The following is a 19,829-nucleotide window of genomic DNA, read 5'->3' as shown; positions in this document are numbered from 1 at the left end:
TTAGATGGTATTTAATACAACTGGTGTTATATTGCTGTTAATAGACTATGGGCGTTTTGCATTCTGATTTTAGCGTTCATTGTCGATTAAAATTGCAAGTTTTGTAATAACGTGATGGTTATTTATCGAATTTCAATCTGGGTCTAGTTTTTACGTGCTAATAACAAAAATGAATAACCACACAAGCGCACACAGAAGTTAAACACAGATTTCCTTTTTCTATTTTTGGTAATTTTAGGTAGCAAATATGCAAACCCCGCACATTCTGATTGTTGAAGACGAAGTTGTTACTCGTAATACCCTGAAAAGCATATTCGAAGCTGAAGGGTATATCGTACACGAAGCCACTGATGGCAACGAAATGCACAATGTTCTATCTGATCATGATATTAATCTGGTCATTATGGACATTAACCTTCCTGGTAAAAACGGGCTGTTACTTGCTCGTGAATTACGTGAACAGGCAAGTGTTGCATTAATGTTCCTGACCGGTCGTGATAATGAAGTTGATAAAATCTTAGGCCTAGAAATTGGTGCCGATGATTACATTACTAAACCATTTAACCCTCGTGAATTAACGATTCGTGCACGTAACTTACTGTCACGTACCATGAATTTAGTTAATGGCACAGAAGAACGCCGTTTAGTGGAAAGCTATAAATTCAATGGTTGGGAGCTTGATATTAACAGTCGCTCACTAATCAGCCCTGCTGGTGAACAATATAAATTACCACGCAGTGAATTTCGTGCGATGCTACATTTCTGCGAGAATCCAGGAAAAATCCAAACTCGTGCAGAATTACTGAAGAAAATGACAGGCCGTGAGCTGAAACCTCATGATCGTACTGTTGACGTTACTATCCGTCGTATTCGTAAGCATTTTGAGTCAACACCAGATACACCTGAAATCATCGCAACAATCCATGGTGAAGGTTATCGTTTCTGTGGTGATTTAGACGAGTGATTTGATTCTATCTCAAACACTTTCTTAACAAAAAACCCCGAATTACCATTCGGGGTTTTCTTTTATCTAAAGAAGGATTAATAAAATCACAAATAGTGAAAATTGATCTCAGCAACTATTTTGATAAAAAATATAACTTCTTTTTTAAAAAAATTTTAAACCTTATTCGTATTAATTTTATTAACCATTAATTTCTCTAGTAAATAAAAATCACTCTTTCCACGGCATAATAGGTACTGCACTAATCGCATTTTTTGGCGAACCATCAATGACTTTATCTGAGTAAGTCAGATAAACTAAAGCATGGCGCTGTTTATCGTAAAAACGTACAACTTGAAGCTTTTTAAATACTAATGATGTTCTTTTCTGGAAAACAACATCACCATTATTTTTCCCTTTAATAACCTTTTCGCTTAGTTCAATAGGCCCTACTTGCTGGCAAGAGATAGCCGCATCAGCAGTATCTTCAGCAAGACCTAAACTCCCTGAAATGCCCCCAGTTTTTGCTCGGCTTAAATAACATGTGACATTTTTAACTTCAGGATCATCAAATGCTTCAATCACAATTTTATGGTTAGCGCCAAAAAACTTAAATACCGTATCCACGTAGCCAATTTCTTCTGCTTTTGCCATCAAAGAAAAAGGGAGTAATATAGATACTGCTAGCATCTTTTTGAAATTTAACATATTTACCTAGTTCCATTGAAAAGATGAGAAAATAGTTTTGTCTAGAATAAAACAATCTATTACTAACTGATAGAAGAATTTGTGTACATTAGTCGATGAAAAAGACTATATTTTACGATTGTCTAACAATATAACTTGTTATAGATGTTCAGGCTCTTTACCATCTACTTCTACTGCAATAAACAAACGAATATGACTAAGGGAGATGTATGGATCAAACCAACATCATACGTGATTTGCTCGCTTGGCTTGATAGTAACCTAGACAAGCCATTATCCCTCGATAATGTCGCAACCAAAGCGGGTTACTCCAAGTGGCATCTACAACGCATGTTTAAAGAAGTTACAGGACAAGCGATTGGTTCTTATATTCGTTCAAGGCGTCTATCTCGTGCAGCCGTTGCATTACGTTTAACGAGCCGCCCTATTTTAGACATTGCTTTGCAATATCGTTTTGATTCTCAACAGACTTTTACCCGCGCTTTTAAAAAGCAATTTAATAGAACACCCGCACTTTATCGTCGTACTGATGAATGGTGTGCGGTAGGAATTTGTCCACCAATTACCTTAGATCCTCAAAATTTACCTAAATGGGAATTTGTAACGCTATCTGAGAAGAAATTAATTGGTATTGAGCAAACTTGTAGCCACACCCTTGAGCAATGGGCTGAAGCCTGCTCTAACATGCGCCAAACCTTCTGGCGTTACTACATGAGCAAGATAAGCGCTGTCCCTCATCAAGTTTATGGGCTTCACCACGCACAACATAGCGATGAGCATGAAGATGAACAACGTGTGCTTTACACAACTGCCGTTGAGCCAGATTATGCAACGTTTATTGATGATGATGCAGCAAATGAAGTCTCTCTTGCTGGCGGTGATTACATTCGCTTTGATTTTGAAGGTGAGGCAAAACGCGGTGCAATGCAGGAATTTTTATTCCTAATTTATGGTGTCTGCTTACCTAATATGGGATTAACGCGCCGTAAAGGCTATGACGTTGAAAAATACTATCTTAAAAATGTGAGTTACAGCAATGAGATGGTGACTGAGCCACAAGATCATATCGAACGTTTTGAATATTACATTCCAATTAAACGCGAAGATGTAACCGCATAAGAAAAAGCTCTCTTTGTAATATGAGAAAGAGAGCTTTTATTTTTTAGCGCTGAACTTCATCTAATGCAGTATCAGTAAGATGGCTCACATCACCCGCTGTTTCAATCACCCAACCATTAGCAAGCCAAGGGCTATTTTGATAATCAACGCGTGAAATTGAGCAATTACGCAGTCTTAAACGGCGTTCTGCATATGCAGGTAATCCCAATACAGTACTCAGTAAGCACCCTAAAGCAATACCATGACTGACTAAGAGTGGGCGGCTATTTGCGGGTAAATCAAGACATTGATTTAGCGCAGCCTGCATACGACTTGCTAATTCTGCCATTGATTCTCCTTGGGGAATTCGTCCATCAGGTGTACCATCAATCAAACTCTTGCGCCAAGCCTCTTCTTGTGTCTTTAATGTTGCGATCTCTCGCTGTTCAAGAACGCCCATATTAAGTTCACGTAAACGTGGGTCAGTTATCACTTCACAGCCACAAGCTTGTGCAATGATTTCTGCCGTTTGACGAGTACGGCCAAGATCGCTTGAGATAATGTGGGTAATGCCTGCTGATTTTACTTTTTCAGCAACTTGCTGTGCTTGACGCACACCATTCGCTGTTAGTGGGCTATCAGATTGCCCTTGAATACGTCTCGCCACGTTCCATTCAGTTTCACCGTGGCGAACAAGATAGACCTGTAACATACATTTTTTCCGTTATACTGCTCTAATTTTTCAAAGGATGATTAATTCATTATGTATCATGTCATTGCAGCCACTACGAATCCAGCAAAAATCAACGCGATAAAACTCGCCTTTGAGCAAGTATTCGGTAAAGATACCTTTGATATTGAAGATATTAATGTCGATAGTCGTGTTCCACAGCAACCTATCGGAAATACAGAAACGAGAACTGGCGCACGTCAACGTGTGATGGCGGCTCGTCAAGTTCGCCCTGAAGCTGATTTTTGGGTTGGCGTCGAAGCCGGTATAGAAGATGATATGACCTTTGCTTGGATTGTTGTCGAACATGGTCAAATTCGTGGAGAATCACGCTCAGCAAGCCTTATGCTACCAGAACAGATCTTAAAAGGGATCCGTGAAGGTCGTGAGCTTGGCGATGAAATGGCTTTCTTAACAAAAATTGACAACATTAAACAGCGTGGCGGTGCGATTGGTTATTTTACTGATGGCCTACTCAGTCGTACTTCTGTGTATCAACAAGCATTAGTGCTAGCATTAGTACCAGTCACTCATGATATCTATAAAGAACTCAATCAAAAAGAAGATTAATAATTAATCTGATGCGTTTTCTTAGATAACCCAGCTTCTAGATAAGTCTGCTGTTAGATAAAAATGAAACAAAAAAAGCCATTTAATCAAATAATTAAATGGCTTTTTATTATTCTAGTTTAGAGAGTAACAACGCGACTATTTTTTCGTCATTAGCTCTTTTTCAAGCCATAATTTCACATCATGTGGCGCTGTTTTTAAACTATTAGAGCCTCTAGTGATGGTGGCAATGCCAACGCCTAACTCTTCTTTTAACTCACGCTGACTTAAATCCCCTCGCATTAACTCTTGCACAATACGAACTCGAGTTGCCAAAGCACTACGTTCATCAGGTGTCATTAAAAGTTGTAAAATAGGAAATTGCACATCTTGCTCAAAAGCATGTTGTAATAACTCAACAAATCTTAGCCAGTGCTCATTCTCTTCAGGTGATAATGCAGGATCTTGCATCGTGGGAACCTCTTTTTGCCACACTCATTAACTAGTACAAACTATATCATACTTTGCTAATGTACAAAGAGGCTCCAACAATAAATCCTTTTTTATCCTTTAATATCGGCTATTCCACTCATTTTCAGTCAGTACTGGCTGCTGTTCGCCCGCAAAATAGCTATAGAAAACAGCAAAAGAGAGTACGTTTTTCACATAACCACGAGTTTCAGCAAAAGGAATACTTTCAACAAAAGCAATTGCATCTAATTGACCATTTGCATCAGATAACCAACGATCAACACGCGCAGGCCCCGCATTATACGCAGCACTTGCTAAAATACGGTTTTGGTTAAAACGCTGATAGACAGAATCAAGATAAGCAGTACCAATCTCAATATTCTTCACAGGATTTGTCAATTGCGCACTACTTGTATATCCCGTAATCCCCGCTTGTTTCACCGTAAACTCTGCTGTTTTTGGCATAACCTGCATTAAACCTGTTGCACCAGCTGAAGAACGGGCTTGAGGATTCCACGCACTTTCTTGGCGAGCAATCGCCATCGCATAATTGCGGTCTATTGATTTATCTTTCGTATATTGCTCAAACTCATTTTTCCAAGCAAGAGGGAAGCGTTCTTCTAGATGATCCCACATTTTTCCAGTGATCGTGGCTTGTACTGCTAAATCAGCCCATTTTTGCTCGTATGCATAACGCGCTAATTCAGACTGTATTTGCGCTGGCTGTGAAGCGACATAGTTTGCCCACTCTGATCGCGCTAAGTTATCCATCTGCCAATACATTAACTCACGAACACGCTGTATTTCTGGCTGATTAGGGATGTTTGATGAAACACTAGGGGCTTTATCTATCACCATCACATAAGGCTTACCTAATTTGGCAGCTGCAACCATTGGGTAAAAACCACGATTTTGTGTTAGCGCTTCTAAAATAGTTTGTGCTTCACTGTTTTTACCTTGTGATTGCAACACCATTGCTCGCCAATAACGCCACTCTTCCTTATTTTTACTTTCAGGAGAGAGCCTTTCTAACCACAATGCCAATTCAGCGGGTTGATTTTGGCTTAATGCTAGACGTACACGACGCTCACGCAATGTATCTGATGCTGTATCTTGAATAACGCTATCACGCCATTTTACCTGCTCTGGTGTCGCATAAGGCATATATTGCCACGCCACAGTATCACGCATTAACTGGCGCTCACTGGCTGTCATTTTTTGTGCATGCGCGATATTGTCCAGTTGTGCTCTTGCTGCATCTGCGTCTTTTCTTGCCCAACGTGAAAATGCAGATTGTATGATTGAACGTGTGAAATCTGTCGGTGAAAGAGTGGTTGCATAGCGCCCAACTAAATTGGGATAGTCTTGTAATTCAACCAAGGCATCACTAATGGTTTGATAATTTTCAGGGAGACGTCGAGCCAAGTAAGCAGCAAGCGCCGTATTACCATTTTTAACCGCTAAATTAATGCGTTCTAACACCAACTCTGGTGTTAATTGATTCGCTTTTTGCCATTCATCAAAAAGTGAATCACAACTTGATGGCATTGATGTGCCATTAAGCCATGCTTCTTTAGCCCCTACCCATGCCGTTTGAATATCACCTGTTGCCCATTTTGCATAATAATAATTACATCTTGCGGCTTTAGGATTTGGTGGATTAGGGCTAAAAGTCAGTAAGTTCTGCCACTCTTGGCGCTTAGCCAATTCATTCACAAACAGTGAAGGAAGTGCTTTTGCTGGTGGCAATGTGGGATATTTAGCAACAAATTCAGTAACCACTGCTGGCGCAATAACATCAAGATTATCCGTAATTTGACGGTATTCCAGATAAGGATAAAGTGGATAGTTTTGTAATGTGGGCAGTAGTTTTTCTACTTCATCTGTTTTTTTCAGATCCCATGCTGACTTAATTTCTTGATAACGAGCACGTTGTTCATTTAATGAATCTGCTTGCACCCATGTAGAAAAACACAATGCCCCAATTGCCACTGCTAACGACCACTTTTGCTTCACCACGTTATTTCTCCCACCTCAAATAGAACCACCAAAGAGTGAATACATTAGCTAATATGATAATCATTAACAATGTAAGTTCCCCTCTTTAAGAGAAATTTTCTTTACTTTCAGAGGAAGTACGAAAGGTGGATAAAAACCTCTCTTTTGACTAAGGTTTTCTTTTATAAATCGGGTATACTGGCGACTTTCATCATTTTCGGGTCTTTGGCAAAATACTGGCATCGACTTTGCTATTGTTCATTTTGGTACCATAAATACGCGGCTTAATCACAAAAAATTTGTTTTTAGCGCAAAAAGTGGCACCTCAGATAAAATCTCTTTTATAATCAAAGGGTAATTATAGTGGCTCAATACGTTTATAGTATGTTGCGTGTCGGGAAAATTGTCCCACCTAAGCGACATATCCTTAAAAACATTTCACTCAGCTTCTTCCCGGGCGCGAAAATTGGTGTGCTTGGTCTTAATGGTGCTGGTAAATCAACATTACTACGCATCATGGCAGGTATTGATACTGATATCGAAGGTGAAGCACGTCCACAACCAGGTATTAAAATTGGTTACTTACCACAAGAACCAAAATTAAACCCAGAACATACAGTACGTGAAGCCGTTGAAGAAGCCGTCAGCGAACTGAAAAACGCATTAAACCGCCTTGATGAAGTTTATGCGGCTTATGCCGATCCTGATGCTGATTTCGATAAATTAGCAAAAGAACAAGGTCAGTTAGAAGCGATTATTCAATCTCATGATGGCCATAACCTTGAAAATCAATTAGAGCGTGCAGCAGAAGCGCTACGTTTACCTGAATGGGACGCAAAAATTGAGAAACTTTCAGGAGGTGAACGTCGCCGTGTTGCTATCTGTCGTCTCCTGTTAGAAAAACCAGATATGCTGTTATTAGATGAACCAACTAACCACTTGGATGCAGAATCTGTGGCTTGGTTAGAGCGCTTCTTACATGATTATGAAGGTACTGTTGTGGCGATCACCCACGACCGTTACTTCCTTGATAACGTAGCGGGTTGGATCTTAGAACTTGACCGTGGTGAAGGTATTCCATGGGAAGGTAACTACTCTTCATGGTTAGAGCAAAAAGACGCGCGTCTTGAGCAAGAAGCGGCAACTGAAGCGGCTCGTCATAAATCTATTCAGAAAGAACTTGAATGGATCCGCCAAAATCCTAAAGGCCGTCAAGCAAAAGGCAAGGCACGTCTTGCTCGCTTTGAAGAACTTAACAGCGTTGATTATCAAAAACGTAATGAGACCAGTGAACTCTTTATTCCACCTGGACCACGTTTAGGGGATAAAGTGTTAGAAATTAATAATCTAACAAAATCTTATGGTGATCGCGTTCTGATTGATAATTTAAGCTTCTCTATCCCTAAAGGGGCGATTGTCGGTATTATCGGCCCTAACGGTGCGGGTAAATCAACACTATTTCGTATGATCTCGGGTCAAGAACAACCAGACTCAGGTACACTCACTTTAGGTGATACTGTTAAACTGGCGTCTGTTGATCAGTTCCGTGACAGCATGGACGACAGTAAAACTGTTTGGGAAGAAGTTTCAGGTGGCCAAGACATTATGCGTATTGGCAACTTTGAGATCCCAAGCCGTGCCTATGTTGGTCGTTTTAACTTTAAAGGTATTGACCAAGGTAAACGTGTTGGCGAGCTTTCTGGTGGTGAGCGTGGTCGTTTACACCTTGCGAAGCTGCTACAAGTTGGCGGTAACATGTTACTGCTCGATGAACCAACCAACGACCTCGACGTTGAAACTTTACGTGCGTTAGAAAACGCCCTATTAGAGTTTCCTGGTTGTGCAATGGTTATCTCGCATGACCGCTGGTTCCTTGACCGTATTGCCACTCATATCATCGATTATCAAGATGAAGGTAAAGTGGAATTCTTCGAAGGTAACTTTACTGAATATGAAGAATACAAAAAACGTACATTAGGCAACGACGCTATTCAGCCTCGTCGCATGAAATACAAACGCATGACAAAATAGTTTTAATTATTTTCCTTACGACTAAAAATAAAAGCAGAGATTATTCTCTGCTTTTTTATATTTAATTAGTTTTAAATTTAATAAATATATTTAAAGTTTAAAATAGAAAAAATAAAGTCACATTAATTTAAAATAATCCCGAAAACACAGATATACCTCACTATTACTTAACGGATTATATTATGATAAGAATTAATTATTTTGAATTTCATAATTATCAGACCTAAATATTATTAGGTCATGTTATCCTAAATGGTATAAATGAAATCATCACTCCACTATTTAGAGATAACATTGATAAAGAAAATTTCTATCCTGTTTTTATCACAAAATCATTTATCGGTAGAAAAGAACACAGATGGAAAATAAAAAGTTCAAAAATTCAAACTCTATCTGAGAACAATATTATTATAAATATTTGGCTATCTCCAAGAAATGTTTCAGATGATATTTATTTATCTCAAACATTAAAAAATAAAAATTATAAAAGTGCTAAATCAATATTATATCTTGGTAAAATTATTATTGTTGAATTTGGACATATCTTCTCATGTGTCACTTTGGATGCCAGTATAAAAACAAATAAACGCTATCCTGATAATATTCAACAGGATGAAATGCATAAGAGAAGACCTGCGATTGTCGTAAAAGCAGATGACAGAGGAGTTAAAGTCATTCCACTCACATCAAAAAAGCCTCATGACTTAGCTGTTAATTCCTCTATTTTTAAATTATCAGATGAATCAATAAAAAACATTGGTGATCTTGCTAAAAAAGAAACTTATGCTTTATGTGATATGATCCAAACTGTTTGTGTAACGCGAATACTTCCTCCTTTATTTAAATTAAAAGGATACAATCAATATTATAGAAATGAGGACTATCGAGCTTCACTTTGTCGTGGAGATAAAAAATTATTAGATAAAGGGCTACTATCATCAATATCAAAAAATAAATTTTATACAGAAATTGAAGAATTAAGAAAAACAAATAAAAATTTAGAATCAGAGTTATATTCTTAAAAAAATGACTTATTAATATTAAAAGAAATGTATATGTATACCCATGAAAGCAATGCATTATATATTGATGAGGTTGATAATGAGATTTTATTATACAAAAACTCTATTGAATAATTATATTGCTGTTATATTTTCACTATGATACTCTTATTTCGTTGGTGGGGACAAAAGAGGCGGCAATCTTCCCCGCGACGCTGAAAAATTGCGATGCCGACGAACACAAAGATTAAAACTAAAAAACCACCTTACGGTGGTTTTTTAGTTTCTGTTTCTTTAAATTATTTATTTTTAATAATTAGTTTATTATGTAGTAAATAATAACTTAGCTATCTTGCCTATAATCAAACGTTAAAGGCGCAGTAAATGAAATATTACCATTTACTAAACGATAGCTTTCAGGCGCTGGAAATGGCGAAGCACGTTTAATCGTATTTAACGCTTCTCTATCAAGAATACGATTACCCGATGATGTTTCTACTTTCGCGTCTAATAACTCACCTTTTGCATTTAACACAATAGAAACTTGTGTCACGCCCGTTGCTTTAAAGCGCAATGCTGTGCGTGGGTAGCGTTTATAGGCATTAATATGGCTATGAACTAAACTTTCCCAGCCCATTTGCCCACTCACAGAAGAGGTGGATAAACTATTAAATTGAGCACTACTACTTGTATTAGAACCAGAAATAGGTGCGCTTGTTACATCTGATGGTGCTTCTGAGACAGGAAGATCATCAGGTACTTTCACCGCAACAGGTTTTGGTTTCACCACTGGTTTTACTTTTGGCTTTTCTGGAACACGCTCATAAGTGCCTTGTTCTACTACAGGCATTTTAGGTAAATCTAACACTTCTTTGATAGGCTCTGGCTCTACCTCTGCGGGTTCAGGAACAGACATCACTTTTTCAGGCCCAACAGGAACTTCTTTTGTTTCTGCCTTTGCTAATTGATAGATACCAAGATCCATTGTCATCGCTGGTGGTAAAACACCATGGCGTTCATCTTTAGATGTTATCCAGCCAATAACGACAACGGCTAACGTTGCATGAAATAAAATACTGGCGGTTAATCCACCAATAGAAAATGATCCACGGCGTGAAAAAGTCGCCGACATACTACTCATAATTCTTGCCTCTGATTTTCTTTCTTGTGAATTATAGGCATAATATAAACACAAATGATATTGCTTATTATTAATAATACAATAAAAAATTAGCTTGATAATTATCATAACTTGTTCGCATGAGAAGCAGTAAGAGCTTATTATTTCACTCTTTTTTAGACACCAGAGATTATGGCTAGCGATAAATCATTGGCACAAAAAATTAGTTGTGCCTATCAATCAACCTATGGACAACTTGTGCGTTTTTTCCACAAACGTACGGGTAATTACCATGATGCAGATGATTTGTCTCAAGATGTGTTTACACTATGGCTAAACAGAAAAGAACAAACACCTGTGCAAGAACAGCGTGCTTTTCTGTTTAAAATAGCGAACCACGTTTTGATTGACCATTGGAGAAAAAATCAAAAGCAAAAAGATATCTATCAGGATGATTGTGAATTAGATGACGCCGCTCAAAGTTATACCACGGAGCTTGATCCGGGGTATGTCGTTGAGCATCAACAGCGTTTAGATCTACTTAGCGAAGCAATTGAAACATTACCTCCACGCCGTCGAGAAGCATTTGTTCTTTATCGTTTTGATGGACTATCACAAAGCGAAATTGCAGAGCAAATGGAAATCTCAATCAGTATGGTGGAAAAACATATTGCCGCTGCCCTATTACATTGCAAAAGATATGTCGATGCAGGACAGGAGAAATGCTCGAATGATGAGTAAGCCGGAAAAAAATATACCGGAAATAAAACCTCACACAGATGAGGATCTAGACTCCCTTTTTTTGGAGACTAATGATGAATTACTCAATGGATCGACTGATGAGCAAGCAGCCCTTTGGTTCACCCGACAATATAGCCAAAGGATGACACCTCAGCAACGTCAAGCGTTTAAAATGTGGATAGAAAATGATGTAAACCGGCAAGCGTATCAAGATATTGCAGGGATCTGGCGTCAATGCGATGCATTACCACGCCCAACAATAACCACCGTTGAGAAGAAAAAACGCTCTCCTTGGCGCCCGATGATCCACACCACGGCTACTCTTTGTTTACTCACCGTTTTATATCTTCCTTATAGTCATTTACCTGCATTACTGATGGATAATATGACACTTGCAACCAGCGATTTACCGAAAGAAATGACCTTAGCTGATGGCTCTAAAGTCTATTTAAACAGAAATACACAGGTAAGAGTGGCTTATGTGCAAGAAGAAAGGCGTTTATGGTTGGATAAAGGACAAGCCTATTTCAAGGTAAAATCAAATCCGTATCGCCCTTTCTATGTGCATGCTGATACCCGATTAATTAAAGTAGTTGGCACTGAATTTGAAGTTAGTCGCTATGATAACAATCAAATTAACGTTGCTGTCCATGAAGGGATCGTTGAAGTAAAAGCAACACCGAAATCTTCGCCAGCCTATTTGTACGCAGGCTCTCAGGCTACAAGCAAATTAGCCAGCGATAGCTTTGTTATCTCTTCGGTCAATATTGATTCCGTGGGAAGTTGGCGTTTTGGTCAACTGCATTTCTTTGAGCGCCCATTGAATGAAGTGATAACCAAGCTCAAACCTTATCTTGATATCAATATTCAAATTTCCTCCCCCGAAATCGCAAAAATGAAAGTCTCAGGGATCGCTAACATAAATGATGCCAAAGACTTTATTACCGCAATTCCACTGATATTGCCGGTTAATGTTGTTTTCACTGATAAAAATAATGCTTTAATAATCAATAAGTAAAAATAAATATGAAAAATATTCTTTTTTACAGGTGAGGATAATTCTCATTTCACCCTCTTCCCTAGTAACAACAATTATTAAGTTAGTGAATGGGATTGGTGAAATGAGAATGAATAACAAAAAAAGGATCCTTAAGAGGTCTTTACTAGCATTGCTAATAAGTACCACGATTGCCGCACCTTACGCTTATGCATCTACAGTTTCAGTGGCTTTACCAGAGCAGTCTTTAGCTGATTCATTAAGTGCCATTGCAAAACAAGGACAAGTACAAATTTTATTTGATGCAAATTCGGTTAAAAACCTACGTGCTCCAGCACTTTCAGGTCAATTTGAAACCCAAACTGCATTACAAAAAGTCTTAATCGGGAGTGGATTAGAAATTATTCCACAAGGCAGTGGGTTTGTTATTCGTCCCCTTACAACTGCCAACGCGATCGTTATTCCTGAAGTTAAAGTAACCGGTGTCGGTAGTACATATCATCCAGCTACTGATGTGGTTTCAGCCCCACAATACATCACCTCAGAAGAGATAAAACAGCGTAATACAGGTGATGGAAACGTTACTGACTTACTAAAAAGTAACCCTGCGGTTCAATTTTCCAATAACGACAGCACCTCAATGAATCAGGGTGAAATTAAACCTTCACGTATCTCTATTCACGGCTCTAGTAGTTATCAAAACTCCTATAAACTTGACGGTGTCAGTTTTAACAACGATTTTGACCCTGCAAATTCAGGTTTAGGTGAAACCAACACACGCATTAGTAGTGATGAACAAGGGATGTACCTTGATAGTCGCTTAATTGATAGCGTCGCAGTTTACGATAACAATATTCCTGTCGAATTCGGCGGATTTACGGGGGGAACGGTTGAAGTACAAAGTCGTCGTTGGTCTGGTGAAACACACGCTAACGCCTATTATCGTACAACACGTTCAAGCTGGAACAATATTTTCACCGATCCAAAACTAAATTTTGATACCGCAAATAACGATTTTAGTAATCCCGCTCGATTCCAGAAAAAATACGATAAACAAAACTTTGGTGGTTGGTTTGAAACAGGCTTAACAGACAACACCGGACTTATTTTCTCTGCATCTCGTCGTGAATCAACGATCCCAATGATGATAAGTGCAGAAGGCGGAATTATCCTGACTCCAGATGGTCAGTTAGAACAAGTTGAGCAAACGCCTCATTATAAAGATCAAACTCGAACATCAGATAACTATTTTATTAAATATTCATGGGATATCTCAGAGAAACAATCTCTTGATTTATCGAGCAATATTGCACGTTATAATAGTTATTTATTCTCAGGTTCTGTCTATAACTCAGGCTATGACAACGAACATAATGGTTTAAGTTTTACCGCACTTTATAAACACCAACTTGATCTTGGTTCATTAGAATTAACGGCGGGTTATCAAAACCTTGAAGATAAGCGTACTAATGATCAAGACTACTTTATTACCATTAAAGATTATACCGATTGGCAAAATCCACAGCAGGTTAGCAGTGGTGGTCAAGGTGATCTGAAAAGTAGACAAGAAACCTATAACGCAAAAAGTATTATGCGATTTAACCCTGTTGAATGGGGTGCCGTAAGTCACCAGCCAACGACAGGATTTGAGATTAGCCGAACTAAAGGCTCTTATATCCGCGACAAAACCTATTACAACTACACCTATACGGGTTCCACATGGGATAATCAGTGGATGGGTTCATTGCAGCAAACAACGCGTTTCTTAGCGGGCACATATGATGCTTCGTATACTAACTACGCTATTTATCTCGACGATAATATCCAATATAAACGCCTCACATTACGTCCTGGTATCCGTTTAGATCGTGATGATTTTGTTCAAAAAAATAATATTTCTCCACGTTTAAGCGGAACTTATGATCTTTGGGGAACAGGTGATACCTTAATTATTGGTGGTGTAAACCGTTATTACGGTCGTTCCATGCTGACTTACGCACTGTATGGGGCACAAAATGCAGGCTTACAGCATTGCTATTTCTCTTGTGATAACAACAATCCAAATGATTGGGAAAACCGTACCGACTTTGAAGGTGTTGATTCTCTCAAAACACCGTATAACGATGAAATTACGTTAGGTTTACAACAAGAAATTGTGTCTACAACTTGGCGTCTGCAATACGTTCATCGTGAAGGTCGTGACGAAGTCCGTAGTGATACAAAATACCCGAATGACAAAGACAAAATAAGAATTCGTCACTTCAATAATAATGGTCGCAGCACTCACGATACCTTAACGCTTTCTGTGAGAAACAGTCAGCCTTGGGAATTAGCCCAAGCAGATCATGTTTTTAATGCTTCTATTAGTTGGCAGAAAAGCAAAACCAATACCCCTAAAGATTCTGGTTACGCCAATTTCGATCCGAGTTCACAAGGAATGAACTATGACAAAGTTTGGTATGACGGAAAAATCATCAATGCCAAAGACTTACCTTCTGGCAATTTTAACTCACCATTAAAAGTAACGGCTGAACTCACCAGTGTTTGGGATGATTGGGATATTACTTGGTATAACCGACTTCAATGGAATGGTGCTCGTTCACAAGCAGAAAAAGTCAATAATGGCGCGCCAAAACCAAGTGAATATGGCCCATTATTTGAATACAAAAAACGTAATTACAGTAGTCGTTTTACTTGGGATACCAAACTGGGTTGGAAACCTGAATTTGCTTATGGTGTCGGTATTTCTGTTGAAGTGAATAATGTCCTTAACACCAAAAATGTGGCTGACTACTTCACTTACCAAGATAAAGATTACAAATCTTATGAACCAGGTCGTCAATTCTGGTTACAAGTCAGCTACGACTATTAATAAATTGACGAAGTTAATGTGAGCAACCTAGTCGATAAACAATAAAAATATGACCAATAAGCAATGAAAACAATAAAACAATTTTTCTATTTAGTTTCACCTTTTTGGGGGCGGCGTGCCGCCCTTTACTGCTGGTTTCTATTGATTGTCTCGTTAACCTTAACCCTGTCATCGGTTTGGTTTAACGTCAAAATGAATGAATGGAATGGCAGTTTCTATAACGCATTACAACAACTTGACGGACAAGCGTTATACAAGCTCCTTCAACAATTTGTCATTATTATTGCGGGATTAATTACTGTGGTAGTAATGGGCGATTTTTTACGCCAAAAAATGGTCATTCGCTGGCGAGAAGGCATGACTGAACAAGTGCTTGATCGCTGGTTATCAAAAAACAGTAAACACTATATGTTAAGACTCACTTCTCAAGAGCCTGATAACCCAGATCAGCGTATTGCAGAAGATATTCGTTTACTGATCGAATCAACAATGCGTTTAACCGTGACATTTTTGCACTCGTTACTTACGCTTATCTCTTTTGCCACCATTCTTTGGTCACTGTCTGGCGCTATCTCTTTCACATTAGGTGGGAGTGAGTGGACAATTCCTGGCTATATGTTCTGGGCTTGTATTGTGTATACCATTATTGGGATCACTATTACGCAGTTTATTGGTTCGCCACTGCGTAAAATTAATATGGATAAACAGCGCAAAGAAGCTGATTACCGTACTGCACTCATCACCCGTAAACAACATGGCGATGCGATTGCAGGCCAACGTGGTGAAATCAGTGATCGTAATGAATTAATGGGTCGTTTTTTAGGGGTTATTCATAACTGGAATAACCTTATCCGCTACGAAAGAAATCTTGCATTCTTCACTGTGGGCTACCAACAAGCTACTGCAATGGCGCCAATTATTTTTGCCTTACCTAAATTCCTTGCTGGCGAATTAATGCTAGGGGGATTAATGCAGTTGAGACAAGCATTCTCTAGCGTTGCTGGTGCATTAAGCTGGTTTATTTTCTCCTATAAAGAGATTGCTGCATGGCAAGCAACAGTGACGCGTCTTTACAATTTCGTGGTGCTTTTAGAGCACGATCATGAGCCAGAAGTCACTGATTTAAATGATAAAAAGACTAAGCTGAAAGCCAATCTTTCTCTATTTATGCAAGATAACAGCCTGTTAATCCAAGATATTAATTTCTCTGTAAAAGCAGGTGAATTAACCGTTATCGAAGGTTGTTCTGGTTTAGGTAAATCAACACTGCTTAGAGCATTAAGTGGACATTGGCCTTATTTCAAAGGGGAAATTCAACGCTCACCAAATGTGTGTTGGATCCCACAGCGTATGTATCTGCCTTTTGCGCGTTTAGATAGTTTGCTCGCTTATCCTTATCAGCCTAATCAATTCTCCGCCAAAGAGTACGAAGAAGCGCTTCATTTGGTGGGCTTAGATAAAATAAAAAATCAACTTTCACTGGAAACTGATTGGACAACACGCCTATCAGGTGGTGAGCAACAACGCCTTATTTTTGCCCGTTTATTACTCAATAAACCAGAGCTTATTTTATTAGATGAAACCACATCAGCACTTGATGAACAAAATGCATTAAACATGTTGAAGTTACTAAAACAACATCTGCCAACCGCGGGTATTGCCTTAGTCAGCCACCAGCGCTTTACACATGTGATTGCAGATAATGTGCTTTCATTAAAAGCCCCTACCGTACCCTCCTCTCAACCTGCTGGAGCTACCGAATATGTATCGTAATTTACTGATTGTTTCAGTCAGTCTTTCACTTTTAGGGTGTGCTGCAAGCACCCCTAATCAAAATGACAAAAATACGCTATCACTGCGCCCTGATGTTCGCCATTTTACGTTAGATAATGGTTTAGACGTCTACTTACTGCAACGCCAACAAACTGGCGTTGAAATGCGCCTATTAGTGAAAAGCGGTTCTGTACAAGAAGATGAAAAGCAACTTGGTTTTTCACACTTTACCGAACATATGGCGTTTAAAGGCACCACACACTTTCCGGGTACAACGGGCTTTAAACAACTTGAAAGCCTAGGCATGAAATTAGGTAGCCACGTTAATGCAGCAACTAGTTTAAATGCAACTACCTATAAATTGTCATTGCCGAATGCAAATCCCATCCAAATTAAAACAGGGCTAAAAATCTTATCAGATTGGGCATTTGAAATGACATTTGACCCTATTGAGTTTGATAAAGAGCGTCCTGTTATTGTTGAAGAATGGCGTTTGCGCCAAGGTATTGGTTTTCGAATTAACCGCCAGTTAGAAGAATTACGTTATTACGGTAGCCGTTATCTGGATCGTGATCCTATTGGCGATTTAGACATCGTTAAACATGGCGATGTAAAAGATGCGAAACGTTATTATGATGCTTGGTATCAACCAGAAAGAATGGCTTTAGTGCTGGTGGGTAACTTTAATCAAGGCGATGCAATCGCAGATATTAAACAACTGTTTAACGCTAAAAATAGCGAGAACAAAGGGATTGACGACCCATCTTGGCACAACTTTATCGATCATAAAGATTTACTCGTTAAGACTATTTTCGATAAAGAACAAGGCTCACGTATTTTGCAATTTACCTTGCAACGTACTTTGCCTGCGCCTTTAAATAGCCGCCAAGGTCAATATGACGACCTAATGGATTCATTATGGCTATCAATTTTAAATCAACGCTTCTCAACTATCGTCGATAATGGCTTGATTGCGTCCATTAGCGCGAATGCGCAAGGCGCAATGTTAGACGCTCGCCGCTCACAGCAATTGATGATTGCGCACCCTAAAGGTAATGATTACCAAGGCGCGTTAGATATCTTATTTACCGAGGTTCAACGCCTAGCCTCTGTTCCGGTAACTCAAGAAGAGTTAGATAATGCTCGCAATGCAATGTTAAAACGTCTAAGTCAACAAGCTGCGGGCGAAGAACGTTACGAACACGATTATTTAGCCAATCAAATTACCACCGCGATCGAATTGGAGATGCCAATTCAAACAAAAAAACAGGCATTAAATTTAAGCTATCAACTCATCAATAAAGTGACACCTGAAACACTAGAACACTATTTTGCTCAATATCTAAAACAAGCATCACCACGAGTGGCGGTTATTGGTCCTGATAGTGATGCCAATGTATTTAGTGCAACTAAAGCAGCACAACGCTGGCAAGAAATTAGACAATCAAATCCAGGTGCATTTACGTTAAAAACACAAGCCGTTGTGTTAGATATCAAACCTGAACAAACAGGCTCCATTGTTTCAACGCAATCACTGCCGATTGAAAAAACACAAGAGTGGATACTGAGCAATAACGTAAAAGTGATTGTGAAAAATGACAGTTATCTTAAAGATAATATTCAAGTTTCATTGCGTATTCCGGGTGGTTCATCCCTTGAAACCAATCAAAGCTTAGGCATGGTGCAATGGGCATTAAAATTACCTGAAGTCAGTGGATATGGTCATTATAATGCACGGGAATTGGCGTTATTTACCAAACAACACCAAATTAGTTTACGTCCTTATAGCGAACTGTTATTCCACGGTTTCCGTGGTGAAGCCCCCATTGATGAGTTGGAAACTTTACTCACGTTAATGCACTTAAAAATCACGTCACCGCAATTTAATGGCGAGAAGTTAGAGCAACAAAAACAAGCGATGGCATTAGGTATTTCAAAAACGCCTGTTGAACGCACCTTCTTAGATAATATCAATAAAGAAAGTTATCAAAATGGCGATCGTTTAGTGGTTTCTCCTCAAGGTGCTTGGAAGCAGTTTACTGCCCAACAATTACAGCAAACCAACCAAATGATTTTAGGGCAACCTGCTGATATGACATTAGTTATCAGTGGCCCAGTTAATCTAAATCAAGTTAAACCTCTTATTGAGCGTTGGATTGCGAGTCTGCCAACACGTTCAGAGCAACGCTTATTTTGGGCAGATCCCGCTATTAATCCTAAACTTACCTCGTTTAGCAAAACATATCCTATTGCAAGTAGTGATAAGAGCATGATTAGCATTCAATATGCAGCGTCAGCTCAATGGTCACAGCAACAAGTATTAGCGCTAAATTTACTCGATACGGTGATCAGCCAACGCTTAAGACTTAATCTACGTGAAAAAGCAGGTGGTATTTATTCACTTGGTTTCTCTGAAATGTTAACGAAAGTCCCTACAAGCTACTATACTAGCCGTTTAAACTTTACAGCATCACCTGAGCGTGCAGATGAATTAATTACTCTCGCGCGTAAAGTGGTCAACGAAGTTAAGCAGTCAGGCATTACAGATAAAGAGTTACAAGAGGCTAAAAATATCTGGCTAACTGAAAATTCACAGGTAAATGACAGTGCAAGCTATTGGACAGATGCCCTTGCACAAGTTGCAACTGATGACCAGCAGTATCAGCGTTTACTTACTGATCCTGCCATTATAAAAACATTAAGTGTTAACGATATAAACCAAGTAGCTCGTCAGTGGCTAGGCGAAAATGAAAAAGTATTTAAATTAACGCCACCAAATCAAAAATAAAAATAACTTA

The 19,829-nt window shown here is 38.9% G+C and carries 15 protein-coding genes; 10 read left to right on the top strand and 5 right to left on the bottom strand.

The genetic code is table 11. From position 1 onward, the window contains the following. Positions 1 to 247: 247 nt before the first annotated feature. Positions 248 to 964, top strand: a complete 717-nt coding sequence (gene arcA / locus ACWPWK_RS13170) for a two-component system response regulator ArcA (RefSeq protein ID WP_006535263.1) — start codon at positions 248 to 250, stop codon at positions 962 to 964. A 210-nt stretch (positions 965 to 1,174) separates the two neighbouring features. On the opposite strand, the gene creA is transcribed toward arcA, so the two are convergent. Beyond that, positions 1,175 to 1,633, bottom strand: a complete 459-nt coding sequence (gene creA, locus ACWPWK_RS13165; RefSeq protein WP_171455359.1) for a protein CreA — start codon at positions 1,631 to 1,633, stop codon at positions 1,175 to 1,177. A gap of 227 nt (positions 1,634 to 1,860) precedes the next feature. Here creA and robA point away from each other — a divergent pair, with 227 nt between their 5' ends. After that, positions 1,861 to 2,769 (top strand): MDR efflux pump AcrAB transcriptional activator RobA, encoded by a 909-nt coding sequence (gene robA, locus ACWPWK_RS13160; RefSeq protein WP_109371867.1) that lies wholly within the window; start codon positions 1,861 to 1,863, stop codon positions 2,767 to 2,769. A 43-nt stretch (positions 2,770 to 2,812) separates the two neighbouring features. On the opposite strand, the gene gpmB is transcribed toward robA, so the two are convergent. After that, positions 2,813 to 3,460: a 2,3-diphosphoglycerate-dependent phosphoglycerate mutase GpmB gene (gene gpmB, locus ACWPWK_RS13155; RefSeq protein ID WP_109371869.1), complete on the bottom strand. Its 648-nt coding sequence runs from the start codon at positions 3,458 to 3,460 to the stop codon at positions 2,813 to 2,815. Positions 3,461 to 3,511: 51 nt separating this feature from the next. Here gpmB and yjjX point away from each other — a divergent pair, with 51 nt between their 5' ends. Then, a complete protein-coding gene (yjjX, locus tag ACWPWK_RS13150; protein ID WP_023580954.1) occupies positions 3,512 to 4,048 on the top strand; it encodes an inosine/xanthosine triphosphatase in 537 nt (178 codons plus the stop codon). A gap of 138 nt (positions 4,049 to 4,186) precedes the next feature. On the opposite strand, the gene trpR is transcribed toward yjjX, so the two are convergent. Beyond that, positions 4,187 to 4,498, bottom strand: a complete 312-nt coding sequence (gene trpR, locus ACWPWK_RS13145) for a trp operon repressor (protein ID WP_036911763.1) — start codon at positions 4,496 to 4,498, stop codon at positions 4,187 to 4,189. A 99-nt stretch (positions 4,499 to 4,597) separates the two neighbouring features. Next, a complete protein-coding gene (gene sltY / locus ACWPWK_RS13140; RefSeq protein ID WP_109371871.1) occupies positions 4,598 to 6,517 on the bottom strand; it encodes a murein transglycosylase in 1,920 nt (639 codons plus the stop codon). Between the two features lie 342 nt (positions 6,518 to 6,859). Between sltY and ettA the strand changes: the two genes are divergently transcribed. Further along, positions 6,860 to 8,527, top strand: coding sequence for an energy-dependent translational throttle protein EttA (ettA, locus tag ACWPWK_RS13135; RefSeq protein WP_109371873.1), 1,668 nt, complete (start codon positions 6,860 to 6,862; stop codon positions 8,525 to 8,527). A gap of 560 nt (positions 8,528 to 9,087) precedes the next feature. Further along, positions 9,088 to 9,549 (top strand): type II toxin-antitoxin system PemK/MazF family toxin, encoded by a 462-nt coding sequence (locus tag ACWPWK_RS13130; RefSeq protein ID WP_109371875.1) that lies wholly within the window; start codon positions 9,088 to 9,090, stop codon positions 9,547 to 9,549. Positions 9,550 to 9,871: 322 nt separating this feature from the next. On the opposite strand, the gene ACWPWK_RS13125 is transcribed toward ACWPWK_RS13130, so the two are convergent. After that, positions 9,872 to 10,669, bottom strand: a complete 798-nt coding sequence (locus ACWPWK_RS13125; protein WP_109371877.1) for an energy transducer TonB — start codon at positions 10,667 to 10,669, stop codon at positions 9,872 to 9,874. Between the two features lie 171 nt (positions 10,670 to 10,840). Here ACWPWK_RS13125 and ACWPWK_RS13120 point away from each other — a divergent pair, with 171 nt between their 5' ends. The 5 genes from ACWPWK_RS13120 to ACWPWK_RS13100 all read left to right on the top strand — a co-directional run bounded on the left by ACWPWK_RS13120 (position 10,841) and on the right by ACWPWK_RS13100 (position 19,819). Further along, positions 10,841 to 11,389, top strand: a complete 549-nt coding sequence (locus tag ACWPWK_RS13120; RefSeq protein WP_109371879.1) for an RNA polymerase sigma factor — start codon at positions 10,841 to 10,843, stop codon at positions 11,387 to 11,389. Next, the gene (locus tag ACWPWK_RS13115) at positions 11,379 to 12,407 is read left to right on the top strand and encodes a FecR family protein (RefSeq protein ID WP_244185005.1); all 1,029 of its coding nucleotides are present in this window, start codon (positions 11,379 to 11,381) and stop codon (positions 12,405 to 12,407) included. The genes ACWPWK_RS13120 and ACWPWK_RS13115 overlap by 11 nt, the downstream gene beginning before the upstream one ends. Before the next feature lie 103 nt (positions 12,408 to 12,510). Next, positions 12,511 to 15,258 carry a TonB-dependent receptor gene (locus tag ACWPWK_RS13110; protein ID WP_109371881.1) on the top strand — a complete coding sequence of 916 codons (2,748 nt, stop codon included), beginning with the start codon at positions 12,511 to 12,513 and terminating at the stop codon, positions 15,256 to 15,258. A gap of 63 nt (positions 15,259 to 15,321) precedes the next feature. Further along, a complete protein-coding gene (locus ACWPWK_RS13105; RefSeq protein ID WP_109371883.1) occupies positions 15,322 to 17,031 on the top strand; it encodes an ABC transporter ATP-binding protein/permease in 1,710 nt (569 codons plus the stop codon). Then, positions 17,021 to 19,819, top strand: a complete 2,799-nt coding sequence (locus tag ACWPWK_RS13100; protein WP_109371885.1) for a M16 family metallopeptidase — start codon at positions 17,021 to 17,023, stop codon at positions 19,817 to 19,819. The genes ACWPWK_RS13105 and ACWPWK_RS13100 overlap by 11 nt, the downstream gene beginning before the upstream one ends. The last annotated feature ends 10 nt before the right edge of the window (positions 19,820 to 19,829 follow it).

It is taken from the genome of Proteus sp. Marseille-Q3619 (assembly GCF_965283115.1).
Note: the sequence above shows the minus strand (reverse complement) of the source record. Positions and strands in the feature narration are given on the sequence as shown.

What these genes read in the sequence shown, in the direction of transcription:
- arcA (WP_006535263.1), top strand. Translation starts at nt 248, where the DNA reads ATGCAAACCCCGCACATTCTGATTGTTGAAGACGAAGTTGTTACTCGT.
- creA (WP_171455359.1), bottom strand. Translation starts at nt 1,633, where the DNA reads ATGCTAGCAGTATCTATATTACTCCCTTTTTCTTTGATGGCAAAAGCA.
- robA (WP_109371867.1), top strand. Translation starts at nt 1,861, where the DNA reads ATGGATCAAACCAACATCATACGTGATTTGCTCGCTTGGCTTGATAGT.
- gpmB (WP_109371869.1), bottom strand. Translation starts at nt 3,460, where the DNA reads ATGTTACAGGTCTATCTTGTTCGCCACGGTGAAACTGAATGGAACGTG.
- yjjX (WP_023580954.1), top strand. Translation starts at nt 3,512, where the DNA reads ATGTATCATGTCATTGCAGCCACTACGAATCCAGCAAAAATCAACGCG.
- trpR (WP_036911763.1), bottom strand. Translation starts at nt 4,498, where the DNA reads ATGCAAGATCCTGCATTATCACCTGAAGAGAATGAGCACTGGCTAAGA.
- ACWPWK_RS13125 (WP_109371877.1), bottom strand. Translation starts at nt 10,669, where the DNA reads ATGAGTAGTATGTCGGCGACTTTTTCACGCCGTGGATCATTTTCTATT.
- ACWPWK_RS13120 (WP_109371879.1), top strand. Translation starts at nt 10,841, where the DNA reads ATGGCTAGCGATAAATCATTGGCACAAAAAATTAGTTGTGCCTATCAA.
- ACWPWK_RS13115 (WP_244185005.1), top strand. Translation starts at nt 11,379, where the DNA reads ATGATGAGTAAGCCGGAAAAAAATATACCGGAAATAAAACCTCACACA.
- ACWPWK_RS13110 (WP_109371881.1), top strand. Translation starts at nt 12,511, where the DNA reads ATGAGAATGAATAACAAAAAAAGGATCCTTAAGAGGTCTTTACTAGCA.
- ACWPWK_RS13105 (WP_109371883.1), top strand. Translation starts at nt 15,322, where the DNA reads ATGAAAACAATAAAACAATTTTTCTATTTAGTTTCACCTTTTTGGGGG.
- ACWPWK_RS13100 (WP_109371885.1), top strand. Translation starts at nt 17,021, where the DNA reads ATGTATCGTAATTTACTGATTGTTTCAGTCAGTCTTTCACTTTTAGGG.